The organism is Streptomyces sp. NPDC025638 (assembly GCF_055558775.1).
This window is the reverse complement of sequence record NZ_JBVHLX010000005.1, coordinates 411,784-437,164: the sequence shown is the minus strand read 5'-3', so window position 1 is coordinate 437,164 and position 25,381 is coordinate 411,784. Positions and strand designations below refer to the sequence as shown.

The following is a 25,381-nucleotide window of genomic DNA, read 5'->3' as shown; positions in this document are numbered from 1 at the left end:
TGCATGTTAGGTACGCGTATCGCGGAGGTGTCAATGAAGAGAACAGAGGCTACTGCCTAGTTGGGGCAATAAATACGGACTTATTGGGGCGCTTCCGCGACAGATGAGATGTCCGCGTTACCTAACATGTAACTAGCGGCTGGAGACGTCCGCCAACTCCCGGGCCAGTCGCCGTACCGCCGCCGCAGGCGTCTCGTGCCCGGTCAGCGCGTCGTGCACGACGGCCTGCACCACCAGGCTGACCTGGTCGTAGTGCGGGCTCTTGGGGCGCGGGGCGGCCGCGAGCACGGCGGCGCGCAGGGTCGGCAGATAGGGGAACCGCCGGACCAGTTCGGGGTCGTCGTAGAGCGAGGCGCGCACCGGCGGCAGCGCGCCGTGCGTGAGGACCTGGCGCTGGACGCGCTCACCGGTCAGATACGCGATGAGCCGCGCGGCCGAGTCGGGGTGCAGCGCATGGGTGTTGACGGCCAGGTTGGAGCCGCCGAGAACGCTCGTCCCGGGTCCGTCCGGGCCCGGCAGCGGTACGGCGCCGACCTCGCCGGCCACCTTGGAGCCCTTGGCCGAGGCGGCGACGTACGCATAGGGCCAGTTGCGCAGGAAGAGCAGCCGGCCGTCCTGGAAGGCCTGCCTGGACTCCTCCTCCTTGTACGTCAGCGCCTGTCGCGGGATCCAGCCATCGCGCACCCCGCGCGCCAGGAACCCGATGCCCTCGCGGGCCGCGGCGGAGTTCACGGTGACCCGGGCGCCCTCGTCGCCGAGGATCGAGCCGCCCGCCGAGTACACGGCCTCGGCCGCGTTGACGGTGAGGCCCTCGTACGGCAGGAACTGGCCCGCGTAGCCGTCGAGCCCGTACTTCGGCGCGATGGTCTTCGCGTCCCGCTCCAGCTCGGCCCAGGTACGCGGCGGCGGTACGCCCTCCTTGGCCAGGACGTCCTTGCGGTACAGGAGCAGTCCGGCGTTGGTGACGTACGGCACGGCGTACAGCTGTCCGTCGTAGGTGGCCGTGTCGACGACCGGCGGCAGGAAGGTCCCCAGCGGGAAGCGGTCGCGCGGCAGCGGGCGGATCCAGCCGGCCGCGGCGAATTCGGAGGTCCAGTTGACGTCGATGTTGAGGACGTCGAAGCGGCTGCGGTCGCCGCCGCGCAGATCGGTGGTCATCTGCGCATGAGTCTCGTCGGCCGAGTCCGGGAGCTCGACGAGTGTGACCTTCTCGGCGGGGTGGGTGCGGTTCCAGCCGTCGAGGAGCGGGGCGAGATAGCCGGTGAGGTCCCCCGCGGTGGCCAGAGTGAGCGGGCCGCGGCCACCGCCGCCGCCCTCGTCGGCCCGCGCGCCGGAGGTGACATAACCGGTCAGGACCACGGCGAGGACGAGGAGCCCCCTACCGGCGGTGTGGATCCACCGCATAGGTTCCTCCTTGCACACCCGGCACCGGGCAGCCTCGCCCGAATCAGAGGCCATGTATACCTGTTAGGTATGGGCGATACTAGGGCCTGGAGCACATTTGACCGGAGGGGAGGACAGCACGAGTGCGCCTTGCCCTCCTGGCACTCCTCGCACGCGGCCCGGCCCACGGCTACGAGCTGAAGCAGGACCTTGAGCAACTGCTGGGCTCCGCGTACCCTCAGCCGAACGTCGGCCAGATCTACGTGACCCTCGGCCGCCTCGAGAAGTCGGGACTGATCGAGGGCGAGGACGTCGAGCAGTCCAGCCGGCCCAACAAGAAGGTCTACCACCTCACCGAAGCCGGGCGTGAGGCGCTGCGCGTCTGGTTCGAGGAGCCCGAGGACGAGCCGCGGGTCCGGGACGAGTTCTTCATGAAGCTCGCCCTCGCCCCGCAGACCGGTCTCGCCGACCAGATCACCCTCATCAACAAGCAACGGCGCCAGTACCTCAACACCATGCGCAACCTGTCGAAACTGGCCGCGGCCGAGAGCCGGGACAACCGCATAGCCCACCTGCTGATCGAGGGCGCCATGCTGCATCTGCAGGCCGACCTCGACTGGCTGGAGCGGTGCCAGGAGGAACTGGAGGAGATGGAGTGAGCGACCTTCCCGCTCCCGACCACCCCGCTCCTGTGCTGCGCGCCGAGGGCCTGGTCAAGACCCACTACGGCGAGGGCGCGCCCGCGCATGCCGTGCGCGGCGTCGGTCTTCGCGTGACGCACGGCGAGTTCGTGGCCGTCACGGGCCCCTCGGGCGCCGGGAAGTCGACACTGCTGCATCTGCTCGGCGGGCTGCAGCGGCCGGACGCCGGCAGCATCTGGCTGGACGGCGAGTGCACCGACGCCTACAGCGAGGCGCGCTGGGCCGTCCAGCGCAGGAAGCGCATCGGGATCGTCTTCCAGTTCTTCAACCTGGTCTCCAACCTGTCGGTCGCCGACAACGTCGAACTGCCGGCCCTGCTGGCCGGTGTCGCCCCGAAGCGGGCCCGGGCCGAGCGCGAGGAGCTGCTGGCCGAGCTGGGTCTTGAGGGCAAGGAGCGCAGCATGCCGGGTGAGCTGTCCGGCGGTGAGCAGCAGCGGGTCGCGCTGGCCCGGGCGCTGGTCAACCATCCGCCGCTGCTGCTCGCGGACGAGCCCGCGGGCAGCCTCGACAGCAAGGGCACCCGTGAGGTCATGCGGCTGCTGTCGCGCTTCCACGGGCGCGGCCAGACCATCGTGCTGGTCACCCATGACGCCCGGCTGGCCAGCGCCGCGGACCGGGTGATCAGCTTCTTCGACGGCCGGATCGCCGACGACGCCGCACTGGACGGCACACCGACCCGGGGTGCCGGGATCTCGGGTGTGCTGGAGCTCAAGGACTGACGGCGGTGTACGACGAGATGTCGCGGGCGAGCCGATCCGCCCGGCGCGGACCGAGGGGCTGAGCCGGTGCGGGCCACCTTGCGCTGGGCGCACTCCGATCTGCGCACGCACCGCGGTGAGGCGCTGTTCATGGTGCTCGCCACCGCCGGCATCGTCGCCTCCCTGCTGCTGGCCACGGCGCTGTTCGGGTACGCGACCAACCCCTGGCAGCGGATCTTCAACCAGGCCCGTGGCGCGCACGTCTGGATCCATGCCTCGATGTCAGCCGACACGGCCAGGCTGGCCCGGCTGGACGGGGTCGAGACCGTCGCCGGTCCCTATGCCACGGAATCCGTCACCGTCTCCTCGCGCGGCACCCGCGCCGCCGTCGAGCTGCGCTCCACGCCCGAGCGGCTCGCCGTGGACCGCCCACTGCTCACCTCCGGCCACTGGCTGCGGCCCTCGGACCCGAACGGGGTGGTGCTGGAGAGCCGGCTCGCTCGGGCCCTGCTGGCCGAGCCCGGGGACACGCTGAGCCTGCCCGGCACGGCCCGGACCCTGACCGTCGTGGGCATCGCCGACAGCCCCGAGCCCCGCTACCGCCCCGGCGAGCAGCCGGGGCTCGTGTGGGCGCCGCCGGGCGCGGTGCGCGATCCGGGCGTCCAGGTGGTCGGGCTGCGGCTGGCCGACCCCGACGACACGGACTACGCCGTCCAGCGGGCGGTCACTGTGCTGGGCTCCGGCGCGGTCGGCGAGGTCTCCACCTGGCAGCAGGCGCGGGCCGAGGCCCAGGGCGACAGCCGGCTCTTCGGCCAGGTGCTGGGGCTGTTCGGCCTCGGCGCGCTGGCCGCGGCCGGGTTCGCGGTGCACGGTGCGATCGGCACCCGGATCCGAGGCCATCTGCGGGACATCTCGGTGCTCAAGGCGATCGGCCTCACGCCCGGCCAGGTCGTACGGATCTTCCTGCTCCAGCACGTCGTGTACGCCGTCGTCGGCGCCGTGGCCGCGGGGGCGCTGATCCAGGGGCCGGGCCGCCTTGTCCCCGGACGGCTCGGTGACGCGGTGGCGGTGTGGCAGGGGCTGCCGGGGCAGACCATGGCCCTGTTCGCGGTGCCCGTCGGCGCGGTCCTGTTCATCGGGCTGACCACCGGGCTCGCGGCCTGGCGGGCCGGGCGGGTGTCGCCGGTGCCGGTGCCGCGGCCCGCGCCACAGTCCGGCGGACGGCTGACCGGCGTGGCCCGGCGCGCCCTCGGACTGCGGCTGCCGCCGGCGCTGGTCCTGGGCTGCCACAAGGTGTTCACCGGGCGCCGCCGGTCGCTGGCCACGGTGGCCCGGCTGGCGCTGCCGCTGCTGCTGATCGTGGTGGCGCTGAGCGCGTGGACCACCATCGACCGGTTCCACAGCAGCCCCGAGCGGATGGGGCTGCCCGCGGCGCTCACCGTCCGGACCGACGGCTCCATGAGCGACGGGGACGCCCGGGCGCTGATGACCGCCGACCACCGGGTCGCCGCCGCCTACCCCGGTGTCGAGGTGCCCGCCCTGGTGCCCGGCCAGACCGCCACGATCGCCCTGCGGGGCCTCGGCACCCGTCAGGACCCGTACCCCTACGCGCTCGCCGAGGGCCGTCGCGCCGGCGGGCCCGACGAGGCCGTGGCCGGGCAGGGGCTGCTCGACCTGCTGGACGTGCGTGTCGGCGACTGGGTGCGGATGACCGTGGGCGACCGGCCGCAGATCCTGCACATCGTGGGCCGCAGCATCGAACCGGAGAACGCCGGCCGGGTCGTCTCCACCTCGCTGGACACCCTGCGCGAGAACGATCCGCAGCTGGCCCCGACCCTCTACCAGCTGCGGCTGCGGGCGGGCGCCGACCCGCACCGGGTCGCGGCCGACCTGGCCACGGCCGGCCGAGGGCACCTCGACGTGCACGCCGTGCCGAACCCGGCCGACGGGCTGTCCCCGCTGCGCGGAGTCGTCGCCGGGCTGGTGGCCGTCCTCGCCCTCATCGGGGCCGTCGAGCTGCTCACCGCGATCGGCGGGACCGTCCGCGAGAGCGAGCGGGACCTGCTGGCGCTCAAGGCGATCGGCATGTCCCCGCGGCAGATCACCGCGATCACGGTGACGGCGACGAGCTGCACGGCCCTGGCCGCGGTCCTGGCCGCCACGACGCTGGGCCTGCCCCTGGCCCGCAGGCTGATCGACGCCCAGGGCAGCGCCAGCGGCATCGGCGCCGGAATCGCCCAGTCCCCCTCCCCCGGCCTCCTCATCGCCCTGGGCGCGGCAGCAGTCCTGGGAGCCGCAACCCTCTCGGCCCTACCCGCAGCCCGAGCCGCCCACCACCGACTGGCAGACACACTGAGCGCGGCAGCCTGACCAGACACACGAGCCACGGCCACGGGCCCGCCCGGGACACCCCGACTGATCGAAGCCCCGGGCCACGCCAACAACCTCGGCGCCGGAATCGCCCAGTCCCCCACCCCCGGCCTCCTCATCGCCCTGGGCGCGGCAGCAGTCCTGGGAGCCGCAACCCTCTCGGCCCTACCCGCAACCCGAGCCGCCCACCACCGACTGGCAGACACACGGGCCGCGGCAGCGGGGCCGGTCGGGACACCCGCGGCCGATCGACGCCCAGAACAGCGCCGCCAGCATCGGCACCGGTGCGCCGACGCGCATTCCCAGCAGCAGGAGCCGCCGCGATCTCCGCCCAGGGCCGGCCCGGGGCACGCCGACTCATCGACGCCCAGGGCAGCACCAGCTGCGCGGGCGCCGGGAACGCCAGTCCCACCTCCGGCCTGCTGACCGCACCAAGCACGGCCGCAGCGCACCGACACGCGTGTCCCGCAGTGGAACCGGCGCTCTCTCCGCACCTCCCTGCAATCAGGGCCAACCGTGATCCGCCCCGTCACCGGCCTTCGAGCTCCCCAGGCGCGTCGGCTGAGCGGCGCCCGGGGCGGCATCGAGGGCTTGGGTCAGGCGCGGCCTCGCAGTTGTCGGTACTTGGTGACCAGGGCCTTGGTGGATTCGTCCAGGCCCGGTACCTCGGCGCCCTCCGTGAGGGCGGGCTCGACGCGCTTGGCGAGGACCTTGCCGAGTTCCACGCCCCACTGGTCGAAGGAGTCGATGTTCCACACCGCGCCCTGGACGAACACCTTGTGCTCGTAGAGGGCGACCAGTTGGCCGAGGACCGACGGGGTCAGCTCGCGGGCGAGGACCGTGGTGGTCGGCCGGTTGCCCTTGAACGTCTTGTGCGGCACCAGCTCCTCGGGTACGCCCTCGGCGCGGACCTCGTCGGCGGTCTTGCCGAAGGCCAGGGCCTGGGTCTGGGCGAAGAAGTTGGCCATGAGCAGGTCGTGCTGCGCCTTGAGTTCACCGTTCAGCTCGGCGACCGGCTCGGCGAAGCCGATGAAGTCCGCCGGGATCAGCTTCGTGCCCTGGTGGATGAGCTGGTAGTAGGCGTGCTGCCCGTTGGTGCCGGGCGTGCCCCAGACGACCGGACCGGTCTGCCAGTCGACGTCCTGCCCGTCCCGCGCCACGTACTTGCCGTTGGACTCCATGTCCAGCTGCTGCAAGTAGGCGGTGAACCGGGACAGGTAGTGGCTGTAGGGCAGGACGGCGTGCGACTGGGCGTCGTGGAAGTTGTCGTACCAGATGCCCAACAGGCCCAGAAGCAGCGGCACGTTGGACTCGGCCGGTGCGGTGCGGAAGTGCTCGTCGACGAGGTGGAAGCCGTCGAGCATCTCGCGGAACCGGTCCGGGCCGATGGCGATCATCAGGGACAGGCCGATCGCCGAGTCGTAGGAGTAGCGGCCGCCGACCCAGTCCCAGAACTCGAACATGTTGGCCGTGTCGATGCCGAAGTCCGCCACCTTCTCGGAGTTCGTCGACAGCGCCACGAAGTGCTTGGCGACAGCCTCCTGACCGGCCTTCAGCTCGGTGAGCAGCCAGTTGCGGGCGGAGGTCGCGTTGGTGATCGTCTCGATCGTGGTGAAGGTCTTGGAGGCGATGATGAACAGCGTCTCCGCCGCGTCCAGGTCGCGGGTGGCCTCGTGCAGGTCGGCGCCGTCCACGTTCGACACGAAGCGCACCGTGAGGCCGCGGTCGGTGAAGCTGCGCAGCACCTCGTAGGCCATCGCCGGGCCCAGGTCGGAGCCGCCGATACCGATGTTGATCACGTTCTTGATGCGCTTGCCGGTGTGCCCGGTCCAGGCGCCGGAACGGACGCGGCCGGCGAAGTCGCCCATCTTGTCGAGCACGGCGTGCACCGCGGGGACGACGTTCTCCCCGTCGACCTCGATCACCGCGTCGCGCGGGGCGCGCAGCGCGGTGTGCAGCACCGCGCGGTTCTCGGTGACGTTGATCTTCTCCCCGCGGAACATCGCGTCCCGCAGACCGAAGACGTCGGTCGCGGCGGCCAGCTCCCGCAGCAGCCGCAGCGTCTCGTCGTTGACCAGGTGCTTCGAATAGTCGATGTACAGGTCACCGACCTGGAGCGTGTACCCGGCGCCGCGTCCGGGATCGGTGGCGAACAGGTCCCGCAGATGGGTGTCGCCGAACTGTTCCCGGTGCTTGGCCAGAGCGGTCCACTCGGGCGTCTGGTTGAGCCTGGTACGGCCGTCTGCGTTCATTTCGGACTTCAGCCTTCTTTCCTGCAACCTGTCCTGGTGCGTACCTGCCCCGCTGCCAGTCCCAACCTAGTTGATCAGCGGGTCACGCGAGCTGTTGTGGCGCCGTCCTCCGGGGCAACAACAGGTACGTCCGGCTTGCGTGCCGGTATCAACGAGGTGACCGCCAGGGCGAAGAGAACCGCGGCCAGCAGGGCCGGTGCGTTCAGTCCGTACGCGCCGGCCACGGCTCCGCCGAGGAGCGCGCCGACGGGGGCTCCGGAGGTGGACGCGGTGCGGAAGGCCGAGGAGACGCGGCCCACCATGGACGCCGGGCTGCGTTGCTGCATCAGCGTGACCTGGTTGACGTTCCAGACCATGCTCATCGAGCCGAGCAGCAGCATGCCGGCGAGCAGGGCGGCCAGGTGCCGTACCGAGCCGACGAGGAGCAGGGACGCCGTCTGGACGGCGCCGGCCACCAGCAGGGCCCGGGCCCGCCCGGTGCGGCGCGCGACGCGCTGGGCGACGAGACCGCCGACGAGGCTCCCGGCGGCGTACGCCGTCATGGCGGCGGCATAGGCGCCGTCGCCCCCGTGCAGCCAGCGCGTCACGTGCAGCACCAGGGTGGCGATCAGGGCGCCCATGCCGATGTTGCACAGCAGCGTGGCCAGGCAGATGGCCCGCAGCACCCGGTCGCGCCACAGTTCGCGCAGGCCCGCGGTGATCTCCGCGCGCAGGGTGCTGCCCGCCGGGCGCGGCTCCCGCCGCGGCGGCCGTGTCCGCAGGGAGGCCACCAGGGCCGCGGCCACCAGATAGGTGCCCGCGTCGGCCGCGAACGGCATGCACGCCCCGGCCGTCAGCAGCAGCGGCACGAACGGGCCGGCCAGCAGGCCGCCGGCGAGCTGCTGACCGGTCATCAGACGGGCGTTGGCCCCGCCCAGGGCCTCGCGGTCGACCAGGGACGGCAGCAGGGCCGTGGACGCGTTGTCGAAGAGTGTCTGGAGAGTGGTCAGCGTGAAAGCGAGGGCGATCAGCAGGGGAACCGAGGCCTGTCCCAGGCCCACGGCGAGGGCGAAGCCGCCGACGAGCACGCCCCGCACCGTGTCCACGGTCCACATCGCCCGCCGCTGGTCGACCCGGTCCGCCACGGCCCCGCCGAGCAGTCCGAACAGCAGCCAGGGCACATAGCCGCAGGCGGTGACCGAGGCGACGACCAGGGGCGCGTCGGTGATCCGCACGGCGAGCAGGGGCAGCGCGGACGTGCGTAAGGCGTCCCCGAAGCGGGAGACCACGGCGGCGGTCCACAGCCGCCCGAATCCCCCGCGCCACGCGGGCGCGGTCCTGCCCGCCGCCTCGACCGTCGTCACGTCTCCCCCTCACGGTTCACCCATGCACAACCGTAGGAGGCGCCACTGACAATCGGTCGGCGGCCGGTGCTGCCGAAACGGCTCCGGCCAGGCGCCCGCGGGCACCCGGCCGGTCATAACTTCTAGATCTCTCCGCGCAATTTGGCGAGCGCCTCGGCGAGGATCGCCTCACCGTCCGCGTCGCTGCGCCGCTCCCGTACATACGCGAGGTGCGTCTTGTACGGCTCGGTGCGCGGCGGGTCCGGCGGGTTGTCCCGGTCCTGACCGGCCGGGAAGCCACAGCGCGGGCAGTCCCAGGTCTCGGGAACCTGCGCGTCGCTGGCGAAGCTGGGCTGCGTCTCGTGCCCGTTGGAGCACCAGAAGGAGATGCGCAGACGCGGCGCAGACTCGCCGCGCTCGGCCTCGCCCATCGGCCCCGCCCCGACCCGGCTTCCTCGGATCGCGTTGCCACTTGCCACGGTGTAACTCCCTGCGTGATGGTGCCGCGAAGCGAGTCGGCGTTTCGCTTCGTTGCGAGCGCCTCAGTCTACGTAAGGCCCAACGCGCGTCCAGTGATTGGAGTTACAGGCCCCATACCTAGACGCAAGCCCCATGATAGGCCGCGCTCAGGAGCGCGTACCGAACATGGGGCCTTACGTACGGAATGTGCGTGTTTGTGAGAAGCTGATCAGCTGCTCGTCCGCGGTCAGCCGCTCGTCTTCATGAGCAGGCCGAGCACGACGATGCACGCGAACCACAGCAGACCGACCACCACCGTGATGCGGTCGAGGTTGCGCTCGGCGACCGAGGAGCCGCCGACGGACGACTGCATGCCGCCACCGAACATGTCGGAGAGGCCGCCGCCCTTCCCCTTGTGCATCAGCACCAGCAGCATCATCAGCAGGCTGAAGACGATCAGGGCGATCGAGAACCCCAAAACCACGGCTGGACCAACTTCCTCGGATTCGGATGGACTGCGGGGGCCGGCAGACACCTGCCGGCCCCCGCAAGGGTACGACGAATCGTCGTTACCGCATACTCACAGGTCGCGTCACTGGTCGCGGAACCGGACGATCTTGACGAACTCGTCCGCGTCCAGCGAGGCCCCGCCGACCAGGGCGCCGTCGATGTCGGCCTGCGCCATGATCTCGGCCACGTTTCCGGCCTTGACGGAGCCGCCGTACTGGATGCGGACCTTGTCGGCCAGGTCCTGCGTGTACAGTTCGGCGATCTTGCCGCGGATGGCGGCGCAGACCTCCTGGGCGTCCTCGGCGCCGCAGACCTTGCCGGTGCCGATGGCCCAGACGGGCTCGTAGGCGATCACAATGGTCTCGGCCTGCTCGGCCGGGAGGTCCTTCAGACCGCCCTCGACCTGCGCAAGCGTATGACCGACGTGGTTGCCGGCCTCGCGGATCTCCAGCTCCTCGCCGACGCACAGGATCGGGGTCAGGGCGTGCCGGAAGGCGGCCTTGACCTTGGCGTTCACCAGTTCGTCGGTCTCATTGTGGTACTGGCGGCGCTCGGAGTGCCCGATGGCCACGTAGGAGCACTTCAGCTTGGCCAGCATCGGGCCCGAGATCTCGCCCGTGTAGGCGCCGGAGTCGTGTGCCGAGATGTCCTGGGCGCCGTACTTGATCTTGAGCTTGTCGCCGTCGACCAGGGTCTGCACGGAGCGCAGGTCGGTGAAGGGCGGCAGGACGGCGACCTCGACGGCCTCGTAGTCCTTGTCGGCCAGGGCGAAGGCGAGCTTCTGGACGTGCGCGATGGCCTCGAGGTGGTTGAGGTTCATCTTCCAGTTGCCCGCCATCAGCGGCGTGCGCGTGCTCATGTAGGTCAGTCCTCCAGTGCGGCGAGGCCGGGGAGCGTCTTGCCCTCGAGGTATTCGAGGGAGGCGCCGCCACCGGTCGAGATGTGGCCGAATGCCTTCTCGTCGAAGCCGAGCGTACGCACGGCCGCGGCGGAGTCGCCGCCGCCGACGACGCTGAAGCCCGTCGATCCGACGAGGGCCTCGGCGACCGCCTTGGTGCCCTCGGCGTAGTCGGGGTGTTCGAAGACGCCCATGGGACCGTTCCAGAAGACGGTCTCGGCGTCGGCGAGCTTCGCGGCGTACAGCTCGCGGGTCTTCGGGCCGATGTCCAGGCCCTCCTGGTCGGCGGGGATCTTGTCCGCGTCGACCACGGTGTTCTCGGTCGGAGCCTTGGCCTTCAGGTCCGGGAACTCCCGGGCGACCACGACGTCCACGGGGAGCAGCAGCTCGACGCCCTGCTTCTGAGCGCGCTCCATGTACTCGGTGACGGCCGGGACCTGGTCCTCCTGAAGGAGGGAGATGCCGACCTCGTAGCCCTTGGCCTTGAGGAAGGTGTAGGCCATGCCGCCGCCGATGAGCAGGCGGTCGGCCTTGGCGAGCAGCTCGTCGATGACGGCGAGCTTGTCGGAGACCTTGGCGCCGCCGAGCGCGACGACATAGGGGCGCTTGACGTCCTTGGTGAGCTTCTTGAGGACGCCGACCTCGGTGGCGATGAGGTAGCCGGCGTAGTGCGGCAGCCGGGCCGGGAGGTCGTACACGGAGGCGTGCTTGCGGTGCACGGCGCCGAAGCCGTCGCCGACGTAGATGTCCGCGAGGGCGGCCAGCTGGTCGGCGAAGGCGCCGCGCTCGGCGTCGTCCTTGGACGTCTCGCCGGCGTTGAAGCGCAGGTTCTCGATGACCGCGACCTGGCCGGGCTGCAGGCCGTTCACCGCGTCGTGGGCGGCGGGGCCGACGGTGTCCTGGGCGAACGCGACCGGGGCGCCGAGGAGTTCACCGAGCCGCTCGGCGGCGGGCAGCAGCGAGAAGGCCGGGTCCGGGGCGCCCTTGGGACGGCCCAGGTGCGAGGCGACGACCACCTTGGCGTCCGCGTCGGCGAGGGCCTTCACGGTGGGCAGGACGGCGCGGATACGGCCGTCGTCGGTGATCACGCCGTCGGCGAGCGGCACATTGAGGTCGGCGCGGACGAAGACCCGCTTGCCGGCCACGCCTTCCGCGAGAAGTTCGTCGATGGTCTTCATGAGGGGACTCCTGAGGAGGGCTCTTGATCGTACGAGGGCTGATCGACCGTACATAGAGGGTCGATCCGCACGTGCGTCAGGGCTCGGGCAGCGCGACGTTGCGCTGCCCGAGCCCTGCTGTCACATCAGGTGCCTGCTCTGCCGATCAGAGCTGGTTGCCGACGAAGACCGTGAGGTCGACGAGGCGGTTGGAGTAGCCCCACTCGTTGTCGTACCAACCGATGATCTTCACGTTCTTGCCGTCCTGGACCATGGTCAGGGACGAGTCGAAGGTGCAGGACGCCGGGGCGTTGACGATGTCGGAGGAGACGATCGGGTCCTCGGTGTAGTCGAGGAGACCCTTGAGCTCGCCCTCGGCGGCCTTCTGGAAGGCGGCGTTGACCTCTTCCTTGGTGACCTCACGGCCGAGCTCGACGACGAGGTCGGTGACCGAGCCGGTCGGGACCGGGACGCGCATGGCGATGCCGTCCAGCTTGCCCTTGAGCTGCGGGAGCACCAGGGCGGTGGCCTTGGCGGCGCCCGTCGTGGTCGGGATGATGTTCTCGGCGGCGGCACGGGCGCGGCGCAGGTCCTTGTGCGGGAAGTCAAGGATGCGCTGGTCGTTCGTGTACGCGTGCACCGTGGTCATCAGACCCTTGACGATGCCGAAGTTCTCGTCGAGGACCTTCGCCATCGGCGCCACACAGTTGGTGGTGCAGGAGGCGTTGGAGATGACGTGGTGGTTCGCCGGGTCGTACTTGTCCTGGTTGACGCCCATCACGATGGTGATGTCCTCGTCCTTGGCCGGAGCCGAGATGAGGACCTTCTTGGCGCCGCCGGCGATGTGCTTCGCGGCGTCTTCCTTCTTGGTGAAGATGCCGGTGGACTCGATGACGATGTCGACGCCGAGCTCGCCCCACGGAATGTCGGCGGGGTTGCGCTCGGACAGCACCTTGATGGTGTGGCCGTCGACGGTGATGGTGTCGGCGGTGTGGGACACCTCCTGCTTCAGACGGCCCAGGATGGTGTCGTACTTCAGCAGGTGGGCGGTGGTTGCGGTGTCACCCAGGTCGTTGACAGCCACGATCTCGATGTCTGCGCCCTGCTCCAGCAGCGCGCGGAAGTAGTTGCGACCGATACGACCGAAGCCGTTGATGCCTACGCGGATCGTCACGAACCGATCTCCTCGTTGGTACGCCGGCCATGCGGTGCCGGCGAGCTGTATTTGGGATGTCCCCGACCACCCCCGACCCTACCCCCCTGAGGCTCCCGAGGTGACATCCAGATGCCTCATAGACGGCAGGGCGGTCCGTACCCGTCAGTAGGGGTACGGACCGCCATTCTTCGGGGGGTTGATCGCCCCGCCATGTCAGGAAATGACGGTGCCTCTCGGCGGTGTTGTCACTCGTTCGTGAGCGGGTCGGCTCACTTGTCGAGTGACGCCAGCGCCTTCTTGACCAGTGCCGCCCGGTCGGCCGCCCCGGGGACCTGCTCCAGACCGAAGCCCAGCAGCACGGTGTCCTTCGTGGTGACCGCTCCGTACGTCTTGAACAGGGCTCCGGTGCGCGTCCAGTCCTTCAGGACCGCCGGACTGCCGGCGGGCGGTCCGGCCACGCTCCAGGGACCCAGCGACGACTCGAAGCCCTCGGTCTCCTTCGCCGTGCCGCCGACCACCAGCGAGGCGTCGTCGGCGAGGACGCCGTGGCCGCCGCTGCCGGGGTCGGTGATGTAGCTGATGGAGACCTGGACGGACCTGCCCGCGTAGGCGCTCAGGTCGAATCCGACCTGCTGCCAGCCGCTGGAGCTGCCGGTGAGGCTGTTCCAGGAGCCGGTGGTGCCGGTCGCCGTGCAAGCGTTGTCCGCGAGCGTCAGATAGTGCTTGAGCCACGGGTGCTCGCCGATCAGGAATCCGGCACCGCACTCCGCCGGGACGGCGGTGCTGGTGGCACCGCCCGTCTCCGGCAGGGTCGTCCAGTCGTCCGCGCCGACGGTGTGCGCCTCGACCACGGCGTGGTCGTAGCCGGGCTCGGTGTCCCACAGCAGCCGGGTGCTCAGCGTCGGCTTGTCGGCGGCGCTCACGCCGGTGAGGTCGATGGTGCGGGTGAGCCGCTTGTAGGCGTCGTCGGTGTGGACCGCGGCGGCCATGGAGGAGCCCGCGTACGGTCCGTACGGGTTGACGGTCCCGGCGAACTGGCCCGCCCCCGCGCTCGCGAACTGGGGGTACGTGTCCGCGGACAGTTCGTCGGAGGTGACGCCGTAGGTGCCCGCCTTGTCGAGCGGATTGCCGGGCGCGTCGCCGAGGGCGCCGGTGTAGCCGTCGAGGTTGCCGGTGCCGGTGAAGCCGGTGGCTCCGGGGATCGACGTGCGCGAGTAGGCGCCCAGATAGTACTGGCTGAAGTCGTTCGACGGGGTGCCGTCGGCGAGTTTCACGCTGCCGCCGGCCAGTTCGCCGGCCTCGATCAGCCTGCCGCCCTCGTTGAGGTAGGCGCGCAACTGGAGTTGGGTGGCGTTGCCGGGACCGCTCGCGCCGGAGTAGTGGACGACGGTCCTGAAGTACTTCAGTACGCCGAGCGCGTCGGGCGCGCCCTGTGTGGCGACGTCCCAGACGATGGCCTTGCGGCCGTTCGCCTTCAGCGCGTCCACGTACTTCTGGGCCTGTGTGGCGGCCGCGCCCTCCTCGGCGACCACGAGGGTGTCGGCCCGGGGCCGCTCGGCGACGGTGTAGGTGAAGTGCGAGCCGGAGACCTTCTTGCCGCTCCTGGCCCTGCCGGTGAACCACACCTCGACCTTGTCGCCCGGCCTGCCGTCCTCGACCTTGGCCCGGTACTCGTCGAAGTAGAGGTTGTCCTCGCCGCCGTAGGTCTCGCCGCCCTTCCAGGGCCTGAGTGCCCGGTGCTGCGTACGGCCGCCGTTGACGCGGTACTTGAGCTCCTTGTCGCGCACGGACTTCCGCACGACGACCGAGACCTGCTGGTCGGCGCCGCGCGAGTACGACGTGGAGAACGTCGCCGGGGTGAAGTCGGCGGCGCTCATGCCGACCGAGGAGGCCGGCCGGTCGGGGTGGTCGGCGGTCTCGGCGACGGAGAGCGCGAACGGGATGTTCTTCTGGAACTCCTGCTGGATCAGCTTCTCGTCGTCGGGGAAATTGAAGACCGACCGGCAGTCGGAGGCCTTCCAGGCGTCGTTGGGGTCGAGGTCGGACGCGGTCTGGCAGGTCGACATCTCGGGGGTGAACATCGCCATGCCGTTGACGTTGGACGCGTGGCCGTCCGCCTCGCCGTTGGTGGTGTACAGCTCCGAGGAGACCTGCGGGTGGTAGCCCGGGACCGCGGAGCGGTCGGGGGTGCCGGCGAGTGCCTTGTAGAGGACGTCGTCCGGGGTCGGGGTGGCCACCTGCCAGCCGACGCCGTAGAGGAGGAGCTCGGCGGCCGAGTGGTAGTTGATGCCGTAGGTGAAGCCGACGCGCTTCTCGAAGCGGTCCAGCGCCCGCGTCTCGGGCTCGGACCCGGGGCTCGCGCCGCGATAGGTCTCGCTGGTCGGGTTGGGGGACGAACCCTCGTCGTCGTAGCCCCACTTGTAGGCGAAGTTGCGGTTGAGGTCGACGCCGTCGCCGGCGGAGATGGCGCCGTCGCCGTTGACGTCCCGCAGGTTCTTGCGCCACAGGCGGGTGCCGGCGTTCCGGAAGGTGTAGTCGTAGCCGTCGGGGTTGGCCGAGAGGACGAACCACAGCTCGGTCGAGTCGACGATCTTCTTGATCCGCTTGTCCGTCTTGTAGTGGTCCAGGTAGTAGTGCATCAGACGCCGGGTCATCTCCGGCGTGATCCACTCGCGCGCGTGCTGGTTGGACACATACAGCACGGAGGGCTTCGAGCCGTCCTTCGACTTCTTCGCGTTCCTGGTCAGTTTGAGCGCGAGGATGTCCTGGCCGTCGACGGTCCTGCCGATGGACTCGACCTTGGTGAGACCGGGGTGGGCCCGGGCGGTCCTGACGATCTCTTCCTTGAGTCCGCCGCTGCCGCTGTAGGGGCGGAACACGCCTTGGGACACGCCCTCGACACGTGCCTCGGCCCTGGCCGACAGTGTGTGCTCGGTGAGGGCGACGCCCTGCTTCTCCAGCTTCTCGGCCTGCTGGTCGGTGAGGTAGACCTCCACGGCGGTCCGGCCGCTTGCGGTCATCTGCTCGCCGAGTTCATGACCGTCCTGGCCGGCCTGGAGCAGCAGAGGTAACTGCTGCTGGGTGACTTCGGCGCGGAAGACCTTGATCTCGGCGCCGTCGTCCGCGGCGGCCTTGCCGGTACTTCCGCTCTGTGCCTGGGCGATGGGTGCGAGGCCGGCTACGCCGAACAGAAGCGCGCCGACAGCGAGGATCGATCTCGCTCTACGTCTCATGAACCCCCCTAGCCTGGTCCGCCACAGCAGCGAACTCATGCCAGGCTCATGACAGTCCATGATCGAGTCAAGGGCGCCTCATGGCCACCCGAAACGCCGGTGCCGACACCCGAACGGGCGTCGGCACCGGCAAGTTGACGGTCCTTCAGTCACCCGGCCAGGTTGTCGGCCAGTTCCTCGGAGAGGTTGGCCTCGGTCCCCGGGATGCCCAGGTCGGAGGCGCGCTTGTCGGCCATCGCCAGCAGTCGGCGGATACGGCCCGCGACGGCGTCCTTGGTGAGCGGCGGGTCGGCGAGCGCGCCCAGCTCCTCCAGGGAGGCCTGCTTGTGCTCCATGCGCAGCCGGCCGGCGGCCGCGAGGTGCTCGGGGACCTCGTCGCCGAGGATCTCCAGGGCACGCTGGACGCGGGCACCGGCGGCGACGGCCGCGCGCGCGGAGCGGCGCAGGTTGGCGTCGTCGAAGTTGGCGAGCCGGTTGGCCGTGGCCCGGACCTCGCGGCGCATCCGGCGCTCCTCCCAGGCGAGCACGGACTCGTGCGCGCCGAGGCGGGTCAGCAGGGCGCCGATCGCGTCACCGTCGCGGACGACGACCCGGTCCACACCCCGGACCTCGCGGGCCTTCGCGGCGATCGACAGCCGGCGTGCGGCGCCGACCAGGGCGAGCGCGGCCTCCGGGCCCGGGCAGGTCACCTCCAGGGAGGAGGAGCGGCCGGGCTCGGTCAGCGAGCCGTGTGCCAGGAAGGCCCCGCGCCAGGCGGCCTCCGCGTCACAGGTGGCCCCCGAGACCACCTGCGGGGGCAGGCCCCGGATCGGGCGCCCCCGGCCGTCGACCAGCCCCGTCTGCCGGGCCAGCTGGTCGCCGCCCGCGACGACGCGCACGACGTACCGCGAGCCGCGGCGCAGTCCGCCGGGCGCCATCACGATCAGCTCGGAGCTGTGGCCGAAGATCTCCAGGATGTCCCGCTTGAGACGCCGGGCCGCCATCGCGGTGTCCAGCTCCGCCTCGATCACGATGCGCCCGCTCACCAGGTGAAGGCCGCCGGCGAACCGCAGGACGGCGGAGACCTCCGCCTTTCTGCAGCAGGTCCGGGTGACGGGAAGCCGGGAGATCTCGTCCTTCACCGCTGCCGTCATCGCCATGGGCCGATCCTTCCATGCATCCGAAAAATACGGTCGTACGCGGCGGCCAACAGCTCCGGGTCGTGCCGCGGAGAACCGTCGGTCCGGGCCACCGGCGCCAGCTCGACCGCGGCTCCGAGCCGCTCGGCGGCCTCGGTGAGCGAGTCGCGGTCGGGCACGGCGGCCTCGTCTGCCAGCACCACGTCCAGGGCGAGTTTAGGGGCGTGTCGCCCCAAAACCTCCAAATGACGCTGCGGGGAGAAACCATCGGTTTCTCCGGGTTGCGGGGCGAGGTTCAGCGAGAGCACTCGGCGTGCCTTGGTCTCCGTGAGGGCGTCCAGCAGCTCGGGCACCAGCAGATGCGGGATGACCGAGGAGAACCAGGAGCCGGGGCCGAGCACCACCCAGTCCGCGTCCAGGACCGCCTCGACGGCCTCGGGCACGGCGGGCGGGTCGTGCGGCACCAGGTGCACGGACTGCACCTCGCCGGGCGTGAGGGCCACGGTCGCCTGGCCGCGCACGGTGTCCACGTCCTCCGGCCGGTCCGGATCATGCCCCTTGACCAGGGCCTGGAGTTCCAGCGGCACGGCGGACATGGGCAGCACACGCCCATGCGCGCCGAGCAGCTTCCCGACCAGGTCGAGGGCCTGGACATGATCGCCGAGCTGCTCCCAGAGCGCCACGATCAGCAGGTTGCCGACCGCGTGGTCGTGCAGGTCGCCCTGGGAGGTGAAGCGGTGCTGGATGACCCGCGCCCAGGTCTGGCCCCAGTCGTCGTCGCCGCACAGCGCGGCCAGGGCCTTGCGCAGATCACCCGGGGGAAGCACGCCCAGCTCGTCACGCAGACGCCCGCTGGAGCCTCCGTCGTCGGCCACGGTGACGACTGCGGTGAGATCGCCGGTGATCCGGCGCAGTGCGGCCAGCGAGGCGGACAGGCCCATGCCGCCGCCGAGGGCGACCACCTTGGGCTGGGCGCCACGCCGGCGGGGCCGGCCGCCACGGGCCTCGGCCGGGCGGCCCGCGCGTGCCTCGGGGACCATCCTGCGCAGCCTGCTCAGCCGTGGAGTACGTGCCGTCATTCCCGTCCCATGTCCCGGTGCACGACCACCGTCTCCACGCCCTCGGCCACGAGGCGCGCGGCGAGCTTCTCGGACATGGCGACGGAGCGGTGCTTGCCGCCGGTGCAGCCGATGGCGATCGTCACATAGCGCTTGCCCTCACGGCGGTAGCCGGCGGCGATGAGACGCAGCAGCTCGGCGTACCGGTCCAGGAACTCCTTGGCGCCGGGCTGGTTGAAGACGTACGCGGCGACCTCCTCGTTGAGGCCGGTGTACGGGCGCAGCTCCGGGACCCAGTGCGGGTTGGGCAGGAACCGCATGTCCGCGACCAGGTCGGCGTCGACCGGGAGGCCGTACTTGAAGCCGAACGACATCACCGTGGCCCGCAGTTCGGGCTCCTCGTCGCCGGCGAACTGGGCGTCCATCTTGGCGCGCAGCTCGTGCACATTGAGGCTGGAGGTGTCGATCACCAGATCGGCGTCACCGCGCAGCTCGCGCAGCAGCTCGCGCTCGGCGGCGATGCCGTCGACGATACGGCCGTCGCCCTGCAGCGGGTGCGGACGGCGGACGGACTCGAAACGGCGCACCAGGGCCTCGTCGGAGGACTCCAGGAAGACGATGCGCCGGGTGACACCCTTGGTGTCGAGGTCGGCGAGGGACTGGCGCAGGTTGTCGAAGAAGCGCCGGCCTCGCACGTCGACGACGACCGCGATCCTGGCCACATTGCCCTGGGAGCGCGCGCCGAGCTCCACCATGGTGGGGATGAGCGCGGGCGGGAGGTTGTCGACGACGAACCAGCCGAGGTCCTCCAGACACTTGGCGGCCGTCGACCGGCCCGCTCCGGACATGCCGGAGATGATCACTAGCTCGGGGATGGCCGCCTCGGGGACCCCGGCCGCCGTGATGTCCGTACTCACCTGTGCTCCGCTTTCCCCGGCGACGTCCTGTGCCGCCTGCTGCGGCTGTTCCTCGCCCGTTTCCGTGTGCGCCCGATCTCGCTCCGCTGCGGGCTGTGCTTCGTGCTCGGTCATCTCTCCTGCCCCCGTCGTTCGTCCGGGGCTCCCGCGGTCACGGGATCCCCCGAGGCACCCGCCGTCGTTTCGGGTTCCTCGTCATCAATGATCTCTCCGGTCGCCGTGTTCACGGCGGGCGCGGCCGGAGCCGCCCCGGCCAGGGCCGCGGCAATGGTCTCGGCCGTCTTCCGGCCTATGCCGGGCACCTCCTGGATCTGCTCGATTGTGGCCGACCGCAGCTTCTTCACCGAACCGAAGTGCTTGATCAGCGCGTGTTTGCGGGTCTCGCCGAGGCCCGGCACCTCGTCCAGGGGACCCGCGCGGAAGCGCTTGGCGCGCCTGGTCCGCTGATAGGTGATCGCGAAGCGGTGCGCCTCGTCGCGGACACGCTGGAGCAGATAGAGGCCCTCGCTGCTGCGGGGCAGGACGACCGGATCGTCGTCGTCCGGCAGCCAGACCTCCTCCAGGCGCTTGGCGAGGCCGCAGACGGCGATGTCGTCGATGCCCAACTCGTCCAGCGCCCGCATGGCGGCCGCGACCTGCGGCTGCCCGCCGTCCACGACGACGAGCTGGGGCGGGTAGGCGAACTTCTTGGGACGGCCGTCATCGTCCTTGAGGCCATTGCCCGGCAGACCGTCGGTCCCGGCGTCGTCCTCCACCCACTCGCCGGTCCTCTCCTTCTCGGCGAGGTAGCGCCGGAAGCGGCGGGTGATCACCTCGTGCATGGAGCGGACGTCGTCCTGGCCCGCGAAGCCCTTGATCTGGAAGCGGCGGTACTCGCTCTTGCGCTGCAGGCCGTCCTCGAATACGACCATGGAGGCCACGACGTCGTCGCCCTGGAGGTGCGAGATGTCGTAGCACTCGATCCTGAGGGGGGCGCTGTCCAGGTCGAGAGCGTCCGCGATCTCCTCCAGCGCCCGCGAGCGCGTGGTGAGGTCGGAGGCGCGCTTGGTCTTGTGCAGGGCGAGCGCCTGCTGGGCGTTGCGCTCGACCGTCTCCATCAGGGCCCGCTTGTCGCCGCGCTGCGGGATGCGGAGCGAGACATGGGAGCCACGGCGTCCGGTCAGCCACTCCTGGACGGGCTCGACCGGGTCGGGCAGGGCCGGGACGAGGACCTCCTTGGGGACGGCGTCCCCGGTCTCCTCGCCGTAGAGCTGTTGGAGGGCGTGCTCGACCAGGGCGGCGGTGGTGACCTCCTCGACCTTGTCGGTCACCCAGCCGCGCTGACCGCGCACGCGCCCGCCGCGCACATGGAAGATCTGGACGGCCGCCTCCAGCTCGTCCTCGGCGACGGCGATCAGGTCGGCGTCGGTCGCGTCGGCGAGCACGACCGCGTTCTTCTCCATGGCCTTCTTCAGGGCCCCGATGTCGTCGCGCAGGCGGGCGGCCCGCTCGTACTCCATCTCCTCGGCCGCCTCCGTCATCTGCTTCTCCAGGCGGCGGAGGTACGTGCCCGTCCGTCCGGCCATGAAGTCGCAGAACTCCTCCGCCAGTTCACGGTGCTCCTCGGCGGGGATCCGGCCCACACAGGGCGCCGAGCACTTGCCGATGTAGCCGAGCAGGCAGGGGCGTCCGGTGCGGGCGGCGTTCTTGAAGACGCCGGCCGAGCAGGTGCGCACGGGGAACACCCGCAGCAGCAGGTCCACCGTGTCACGAATGGCCCAGGCGTGCCCGTACGGCCCGAAGTACCTCACGCCCTTCTTCTTGTGACCGCGCATCACCTGGACCCGCGGGAACTCCTCGTTCATCGTCACCGCGAGGTACGGGTAGCTCTTGTCGTCGCGGTACTTGACGTTGAACCGGGGGTCGAACTCCTTGATCCAGGAGTACTCCAGCTGCAGCGCCTCGACCTCCGTGGACACGACGGTCCACTCCACGGACGCGGCCGTGGTGACCATCGTCCGGGTGCGCGGGTGCAGGCCGGCCAGGTCCTGGAAGTAGTTCGCCAGGCGCTGGCGCAGGCTCTTCGCCTTTCCGACGTAGATCACCCGGCGGTGCTCGTCGCGGAATTTGTACACCCCGGGAGAGTCCGGGATCTCTCCCGGCTTGGGGCGGTAGCTGGAGGGGTCGGCCATGTCTCACACCCTACTGGCGTGGGGTGACACTCCGGCGGGGCTGTGGACAACGGCGAGGTTGTGGACAGCGACGGGGTTGTGGACAGCGACGGGGTTGTGGACGACGCGGCCGGGGTGCCGCTCACCGAGCGTGAGGACGTCGTCGGTGCCCGTCCCGCGGGCAAATCCCACGCACGGCGGGGTCGCGGCTCGGCCAGGTGGGCGTTGCGGTTGGACAGGAGGTGTTGTCGGGGCTTGGTCAACACGCTTCAATGCGGGGGAACTCGGGGCCGTGAACGACGGCGTCCGGATGCGGCGTACGGATGTGCTGACGCCCCGGCGCCGACGGGGTGGCCCCAGAGACCCGCGCGAACGGTCTGACCAGCCGTAGTGAACCTTCACAGAAAGGCCCCTGCGCATGCGGCACGCCATAGAGCACGCGGACGTCGGCACCGCGGAACTGGACACGGCCCTGCGGGGCGGCCCCTTCCATGTCGCGCTGCGCGCCGCGATAGCCGCCCGTGGACTGCCGCTCCAGCGGGTGCAGCACCATCTGTCGCGATACGGGGTCAAGGTGGGCGTGACGAGTCTGAGTTACTGGCAGCAGGGCGCCCGCCGCCCCCAGCGCCCCGAGTCGCTGCGCGCCGTACGGGCGCTGGAGGAGATCCTGCAGCTGCCCGAGGAGTCACTGATCCGGCTGCTGGCCGAGGCGGACGGCCGCTCGGCCGGGCAGCGCCCGGCGGCCCGGTCGTACCGCTCGATGATCGAGGCCTCCGACGTCCTGGAGCGGCTCATGGCCGAGCTGGGCTGGTCCCTCGACGGCGGGCTGCACACCCTCGGACACCACGAGCGGGTACGGATCGGAGCCCGCCGGGAGCTGGCGGGCCGCGAGTCGCACCACATCGTGCGGGCCCACCGCGACGGCGTCGACCGCTTCGTGGCCATCCACCACGGCGACCCGGGCTGCGCGCCGGAGCGCATGGCGGTGCACGCCCTGGAGAACTGCCGCACGGGACGCGTCCGCCTGGACCGGGACACCGGCGTGCTCGTCGCCGAGCTGCTCTTCGGCACCCGGCTGCGGTCCGGCGACACCTTCCTCTTCCGCTACGCCGTCGAGGACGGCACGGCCGGGCTCTCGCGCGAGTACCTGCGCGGATTCGGCTTTCCCGGCGGTCAGTACGCGCTCCAGGTGCGGTTCGACCCGAACGCACTGCCGGTGCGCTGCCACCGGTTCGCCCAGCACTCGCCGGCCGCTCCACGCAGCGGACGTCAGGACCTGTCCCTGAGCGGGCCGCACCGCTCGGTGCACCTGGTGGAGCCACGGGTACGGCCGGGCATCGTGGGGATCGGCTGGGACTGGGAGTGACGGCCTCCCCGGTCATCCGGTGATCAGGCGCCGGGACCCGCGATGATCTTGCCGTTCGTGGCCTTGACCGGCAGCTCGCTCAACGGCACCGTGGCCGGGGCCTGCACGACCTTTCCGGTCACGGCGTCGAACTCGCTCCCGTGGCACGGGCAGATCAGCGTCGTCCCCTGAAGCTTGTTGATGGCGCACCCGGCGTGCGTGCAGATCGTGCTGTACGCCTTGAGCGTGCCGTTCCCGTCCCGGCTGACCACCACGTTGTGGTCCCGGTACAGCTTCGCGCTCCCCTTGGCGACCTCGCTCTCGGCGCCGAGCTCGACGGGCGCGGTCGGCGTCGAGTCCGCGGTGACACCGCCCCCGACCCCCGCACAGGCGGTGAGGCCGAGGCCGGCGAGCGGAGTGACGGCGGCCCCTCGAAGGACGGTACGGCGGCTCGCTGAGGGTCGGGCGGACATCGGGTGTCTCCACTGTTCGGGGCGGGTGATGCAGGCCGACGATACCTGGGGCGGTCATCACGGGCCGGAGCGGGTCGAAGTAGCGGGAAGTGGGCACAAGGTGGACGCAAGGCAGGGACGTAAACGTTTGCGCAAGCGTTTACGTGCGTCGCCGGATGGGATACCTTCCCCGCCAGAAGGCCACCGCGGCCCAGGGAAGGAACCCGATGCCCACCATGGCCGACGTCGCACGGAGCGCCGGAGTCTCCGTGGCGACCGTCTCCCACGTGCTGAACGGCACGCGTCCGGTGCTGCCCCACACCCGACGGGCGGTGCTGGACGCGATCGACGAGCTCGGCTACACGCCCAACACGCTCGCCCGCTCCCTGGTGACCTCCCGCACCCGCTCCATCGGGCTCGCGGTCTCGGCGATCCGCAATCCCTACTTCACGGAGATCCTCCAGGGCGTCGAGGCCGCCGCCCTGGAAGAGGGCTACAGCCTGCTCATCGCCGACCCGCACGACGACCCCGCGCACGAACGCAAGGTCGTACAGCTCCTGCACGAGCGACGGGTGGACGGCATGATCGTCGCCGCCTCCGCCGACCCTCGGGAGCTCGTCGCCTATCTGGGCCGCCACGCCGTGCCGACCGTGTTCCTGGACCGCGTGATCGACGCCCCCACCGACGGCACCCCGCGCTTCGACCAGGTCTGCGCCGAGAACACCGACCCGATGGCCCGGCTCGTCACCCACCTCGCCGAACGGGGCCACCGCCGGATCGGCCTGGTCGCGGGCCTGCCCGGGCTCAGCACCACCGGCGAGCGGATCACCGGCTACCGGCAGGGCCTGGCCGCCGCCGGCCTGGCCCACGACGAACACCTCGTGGCCCCGGGCAACTCCGAGTCGGCACGCGCCGAGCGGGCCACCTCGGACCTGCTCTCCCTCGCCGACCCACCGACGGCACTGATCACCGCCAACAACGCGATGACCATCGGTGCCCTGCGCGCCCTGCGCGAGCGCGGCCTGAGCGTGCCCGACGACATCGCCCTGTGCTGCTTCGACGACTTCGCCTGGGCGGACCTGTTCTCGCCCCGGCTCACCGCGATCGCCCAGCCCAGCAAGGAGATCGGCGCGCAGGCCGTCCGGGTACTGCTCGACCGCCTGGCCGCGCCGGACCGGCCCGCCCGGACCGTGCGGCTGCCCTGCACCCTCGTCCACCGCACGTCGTGCGGCTGCCCGGAGCGGCCCGAGTGGGCCGCCGACCAGTCCAGGAAAGGAAGCGACTCGTGATCGTCGTCGCCGGTGAGGCACTGATCGACCTCGTACCGCAGGGTGCGGGCGCCCTGGCGGGCCTGAAGCCGGCGCTCGGCGGCGGCCCCTACAACACGGCCGTGGCCCTCGGCCGTCTCGGCTCCCCCACCGCCTTCTGCTCCCGCACCTCGTACGACGCCTTCGGCGAGGCCCTGCTCGACGGGCTGCGCCGGGCCGGCGTGGAGGTCTCCGGCGTGCAGCGCGGCACGGAGCCGACCACCCTCGCGGTCGCCACGATCGACGGGAACGGGTCGGCCGCCTACTCCTTCTATGTCGAAGGCACCGCCGACCGGCTGTTCACTGCCCCCGCCGAGCTCCCGGCCATGGCACGCGCGGTGTCCTTCGGGACCTGCTCTCTCGTCCTGGAACCGGGGGCGAGCGCCTACGAGGAGCTGATGCGGACCGCGGCCGGGCAGGGACTCTTCACCGCGCTCGATCCGAACATCCGGGCGGGCCTGATCCCGGACGCGGATGCCTACCGGGCGCGCTTCAGGAACTGGCTGCCGTCGGTGACGCTGCTGAAGGTCTCCGAGGAGGACGCCCAGTGGCTGGGCGGCACCCCGCGCGAGTGGCTGGCCGCCGGCCCCTCGGCCGTGGTGATCACCCGGGGCGGCGACGGTCTCACCGTCTTCACCCGGGACGGCGCGGAGCACTCCGTGCCGGGCGAGAAGGTCGAGGTCGTCGACACGATCGGCGCCGGCGACACGGTGAACGCGGCGCTGCTGCACGGCTTGTCCGCGCAGGACGCCCTCTCGGCCGAGGCGCTGGCCGGGCTGGGTGCCGACGGCTGGACACGGCTGCTGCGGTTCGCGGCGCGTGCGGCGGCGGTGACGTGTTCACGGGCGGGGGCGGAACCGCCGTTCGCCGCCGAACTCGGGGAGTTCTAGCTGCA

The 25,381-nt window shown here is 70.9% G+C and carries 20 protein-coding genes; 6 read left to right on the top strand and 14 right to left on the bottom strand.

Annotated elements, in window-relative coordinates:
• Window positions 1-132: 132 nt before the first annotated feature.
• Window positions 133-1,404 carry an ABC transporter substrate-binding protein gene (locus ACZ4EG_RS16040; RefSeq protein WP_467791039.1) on the bottom strand — a complete coding sequence of 424 codons (1,272 nt, stop codon included), beginning with the start codon at window positions 1,402-1,404 and terminating at the stop codon, window positions 133-135.
• Between the two features lie 122 nt (window positions 1,405-1,526).
• On the opposite strand from ACZ4EG_RS16040, the gene ACZ4EG_RS16035 reads away from it, so the two are divergent.
• The 3 genes from ACZ4EG_RS16035 to ACZ4EG_RS16025 all read left to right on the top strand — a co-directional run bounded on the left by ACZ4EG_RS16035 (window position 1,527) and on the right by ACZ4EG_RS16025 (window position 5,152).
• Window positions 1,527-2,042, top strand: coding sequence for a PadR family transcriptional regulator (locus ACZ4EG_RS16035; protein WP_263207428.1), 516 nt, complete (start codon window positions 1,527-1,529; stop codon window positions 2,040-2,042).
• Window positions 2,039-2,803 carry an ABC transporter ATP-binding protein gene (locus tag ACZ4EG_RS16030; RefSeq protein ID WP_467791038.1) on the top strand — a complete coding sequence of 255 codons (765 nt, stop codon included), beginning with the start codon at window positions 2,039-2,041 and terminating at the stop codon, window positions 2,801-2,803. Before ACZ4EG_RS16035 ends, ACZ4EG_RS16030 begins: the two co-directional genes overlap by 4 nt.
• Window positions 2,804-2,869: 66 nt before the next feature.
• Complete coding sequence (locus ACZ4EG_RS16025) at window positions 2,870-5,152, top strand: FtsX-like permease family protein (protein WP_467791037.1); 2,283 nt, start codon at window positions 2,870-2,872, stop codon at window positions 5,150-5,152.
• Window positions 5,153-5,748: 596 nt separating this feature from the next.
• On the opposite strand, the gene pgi is transcribed toward ACZ4EG_RS16025, so the two are convergent.
• From pgi to uvrC, 12 genes are all read right to left on the bottom strand, one after another.
• Window positions 5,749-7,404, bottom strand: a complete 1,656-nt coding sequence (gene pgi, locus ACZ4EG_RS16020) for a glucose-6-phosphate isomerase (protein WP_467791036.1) — start codon at window positions 7,402-7,404, stop codon at window positions 5,749-5,751.
• A gap of 74 nt (window positions 7,405-7,478) precedes the next feature.
• Window positions 7,479-8,747, bottom strand: a complete 1,269-nt coding sequence (locus tag ACZ4EG_RS16015) for an MFS transporter (RefSeq protein ID WP_467791035.1) — start codon at window positions 8,745-8,747, stop codon at window positions 7,479-7,481.
• A 122-nt stretch (window positions 8,748-8,869) separates the two neighbouring features.
• Window positions 8,870-9,157 carry an RNA polymerase-binding protein RbpA gene (locus tag ACZ4EG_RS16010; protein WP_007448238.1) on the bottom strand — a complete coding sequence of 96 codons (288 nt, stop codon included), beginning with the start codon at window positions 9,155-9,157 and terminating at the stop codon, window positions 8,870-8,872.
• Between the two features lie 275 nt (window positions 9,158-9,432).
• Window positions 9,433-9,669, bottom strand: a complete 237-nt coding sequence (secG, locus tag ACZ4EG_RS16005; RefSeq protein ID WP_453548313.1) for a preprotein translocase subunit SecG — start codon at window positions 9,667-9,669, stop codon at window positions 9,433-9,435.
• 108 nt (window positions 9,670-9,777) lie between these two features.
• Window positions 9,778-10,554, bottom strand: a complete 777-nt coding sequence (gene tpiA, locus ACZ4EG_RS16000) for a triose-phosphate isomerase (RefSeq protein WP_467791034.1) — start codon at window positions 10,552-10,554, stop codon at window positions 9,778-9,780.
• A gap of 5 nt (window positions 10,555-10,559) precedes the next feature.
• Complete coding sequence (locus tag ACZ4EG_RS15995) at window positions 10,560-11,771, bottom strand: phosphoglycerate kinase (protein WP_467791033.1); 1,212 nt, start codon at window positions 11,769-11,771, stop codon at window positions 10,560-10,562.
• A 145-nt stretch (window positions 11,772-11,916) separates the two neighbouring features.
• Entirely contained in the window at window positions 11,917-12,924 is a 1,008-nt protein-coding gene (gene gap, locus ACZ4EG_RS15990; RefSeq protein ID WP_263207468.1) for a type I glyceraldehyde-3-phosphate dehydrogenase, read from the bottom strand.
• A gap of 251 nt (window positions 12,925-13,175) precedes the next feature.
• Complete coding sequence (locus ACZ4EG_RS15985) at window positions 13,176-16,139, bottom strand: M14 family metallopeptidase (RefSeq protein WP_467791032.1); 2,964 nt, start codon at window positions 16,137-16,139, stop codon at window positions 13,176-13,178.
• 149 nt (window positions 16,140-16,288) lie between these two features.
• Complete coding sequence (whiA, locus tag ACZ4EG_RS15980) at window positions 16,289-17,278, bottom strand: DNA-binding protein WhiA (RefSeq protein ID WP_453548304.1); 990 nt, start codon at window positions 17,276-17,278, stop codon at window positions 16,289-16,291.
• Window positions 17,269-18,336, bottom strand: coding sequence for a gluconeogenesis factor YvcK family protein (locus tag ACZ4EG_RS15975; RefSeq protein ID WP_390709002.1), 1,068 nt, complete (start codon window positions 18,334-18,336; stop codon window positions 17,269-17,271). Before ACZ4EG_RS15975 ends, whiA begins: the two co-directional genes overlap by 10 nt.
• Window positions 18,333-19,346, bottom strand: coding sequence for an RNase adapter RapZ (gene rapZ / locus ACZ4EG_RS15970; RefSeq protein ID WP_467791031.1), 1,014 nt, complete (start codon window positions 19,344-19,346; stop codon window positions 18,333-18,335). The genes ACZ4EG_RS15975 and rapZ overlap by 4 nt, the downstream gene beginning before the upstream one ends.
• On the bottom strand, window positions 19,343-21,403 hold the full coding sequence (gene uvrC, locus ACZ4EG_RS15965) for an excinuclease ABC subunit UvrC (protein WP_467791030.1): 2,061 nt from the start codon (window positions 21,401-21,403) through the stop codon (window positions 19,343-19,345). The genes rapZ and uvrC overlap by 4 nt, the downstream gene beginning before the upstream one ends.
• A gap of 397 nt (window positions 21,404-21,800) precedes the next feature.
• Here uvrC and ACZ4EG_RS15960 point away from each other — a divergent pair, with 397 nt between their 5' ends.
• Window positions 21,801-22,748: a hypothetical protein gene (locus tag ACZ4EG_RS15960; RefSeq protein WP_467791029.1), complete on the top strand. Its 948-nt coding sequence runs from the start codon at window positions 21,801-21,803 to the stop codon at window positions 22,746-22,748.
• A gap of 23 nt (window positions 22,749-22,771) precedes the next feature.
• On the opposite strand, the gene ACZ4EG_RS15955 is transcribed toward ACZ4EG_RS15960, so the two are convergent.
• Window positions 22,772-23,200 carry a Rieske (2Fe-2S) protein gene (locus ACZ4EG_RS15955; RefSeq protein ID WP_467791028.1) on the bottom strand — a complete coding sequence of 143 codons (429 nt, stop codon included), beginning with the start codon at window positions 23,198-23,200 and terminating at the stop codon, window positions 22,772-22,774.
• A 206-nt stretch (window positions 23,201-23,406) separates the two neighbouring features.
• Between ACZ4EG_RS15955 and ACZ4EG_RS15950 the strand changes: the two genes are divergently transcribed.
• Complete coding sequence (locus ACZ4EG_RS15950) at window positions 23,407-24,468, top strand: LacI family DNA-binding transcriptional regulator (RefSeq protein WP_467791027.1); 1,062 nt, start codon at window positions 23,407-23,409, stop codon at window positions 24,466-24,468.
• Entirely contained in the window at window positions 24,465-25,376 is a 912-nt protein-coding gene (locus tag ACZ4EG_RS15945; protein WP_467791026.1) for a carbohydrate kinase family protein, read from the top strand. Before ACZ4EG_RS15950 ends, ACZ4EG_RS15945 begins: the two co-directional genes overlap by 4 nt.
• Window positions 25,377-25,381: the final 5 nt, after the last annotated feature.

What these genes read in the sequence shown, in the direction of transcription:
- ACZ4EG_RS16040 (WP_467791039.1), bottom strand. Translation starts at nt 1,404, where the DNA reads ATGCGGTGGATCCACACCGCCGGTAGGGGGCTCCTCGTCCTCGCCGTG.
- pgi (WP_467791036.1), bottom strand. Translation starts at nt 7,404, where the DNA reads ATGAACGCAGACGGCCGTACCAGGCTCAACCAGACGCCCGAGTGGACC.
- ACZ4EG_RS16010 (WP_007448238.1), bottom strand. Translation starts at nt 9,157, where the DNA reads ATGGGCGAGGCCGAGCGCGGCGAGTCTGCGCCGCGTCTGCGCATCTCC.
- tpiA (WP_467791034.1), bottom strand. Translation starts at nt 10,554, where the DNA reads ATGAGCACGCGCACGCCGCTGATGGCGGGCAACTGGAAGATGAACCTC.
- ACZ4EG_RS15995 (WP_467791033.1), bottom strand. Translation starts at nt 11,771, where the DNA reads ATGAAGACCATCGACGAACTTCTCGCGGAAGGCGTGGCCGGCAAGCGG.
- ACZ4EG_RS15985 (WP_467791032.1), bottom strand. Translation starts at nt 16,139, where the DNA reads ATGAGACGTAGAGCGAGATCGATCCTCGCTGTCGGCGCGCTTCTGTTC.
- whiA (WP_453548304.1), bottom strand. Translation starts at nt 17,278, where the DNA reads ATGGCGATGACGGCAGCGGTGAAGGACGAGATCTCCCGGCTTCCCGTC.
- ACZ4EG_RS15975 (WP_390709002.1), bottom strand. Translation starts at nt 18,336, where the DNA reads ATGACGGCACGTACTCCACGGCTGAGCAGGCTGCGCAGGATGGTCCCC.
- rapZ (WP_467791031.1), bottom strand. Translation starts at nt 19,346, where the DNA reads ATGACCGAGCACGAAGCACAGCCCGCAGCGGAGCGAGATCGGGCGCAC.
- uvrC (WP_467791030.1), bottom strand. Translation starts at nt 21,403, where the DNA reads ATGGCCGACCCCTCCAGCTACCGCCCCAAGCCGGGAGAGATCCCGGAC.
- ACZ4EG_RS15960 (WP_467791029.1), top strand. Translation starts at nt 21,801, where the DNA reads ATGCGGCACGCCATAGAGCACGCGGACGTCGGCACCGCGGAACTGGAC.
- ACZ4EG_RS15955 (WP_467791028.1), bottom strand. Translation starts at nt 23,200, where the DNA reads ATGTCCGCCCGACCCTCAGCGAGCCGCCGTACCGTCCTTCGAGGGGCC.
- ACZ4EG_RS15950 (WP_467791027.1), top strand. Translation starts at nt 23,407, where the DNA reads ATGCCCACCATGGCCGACGTCGCACGGAGCGCCGGAGTCTCCGTGGCG.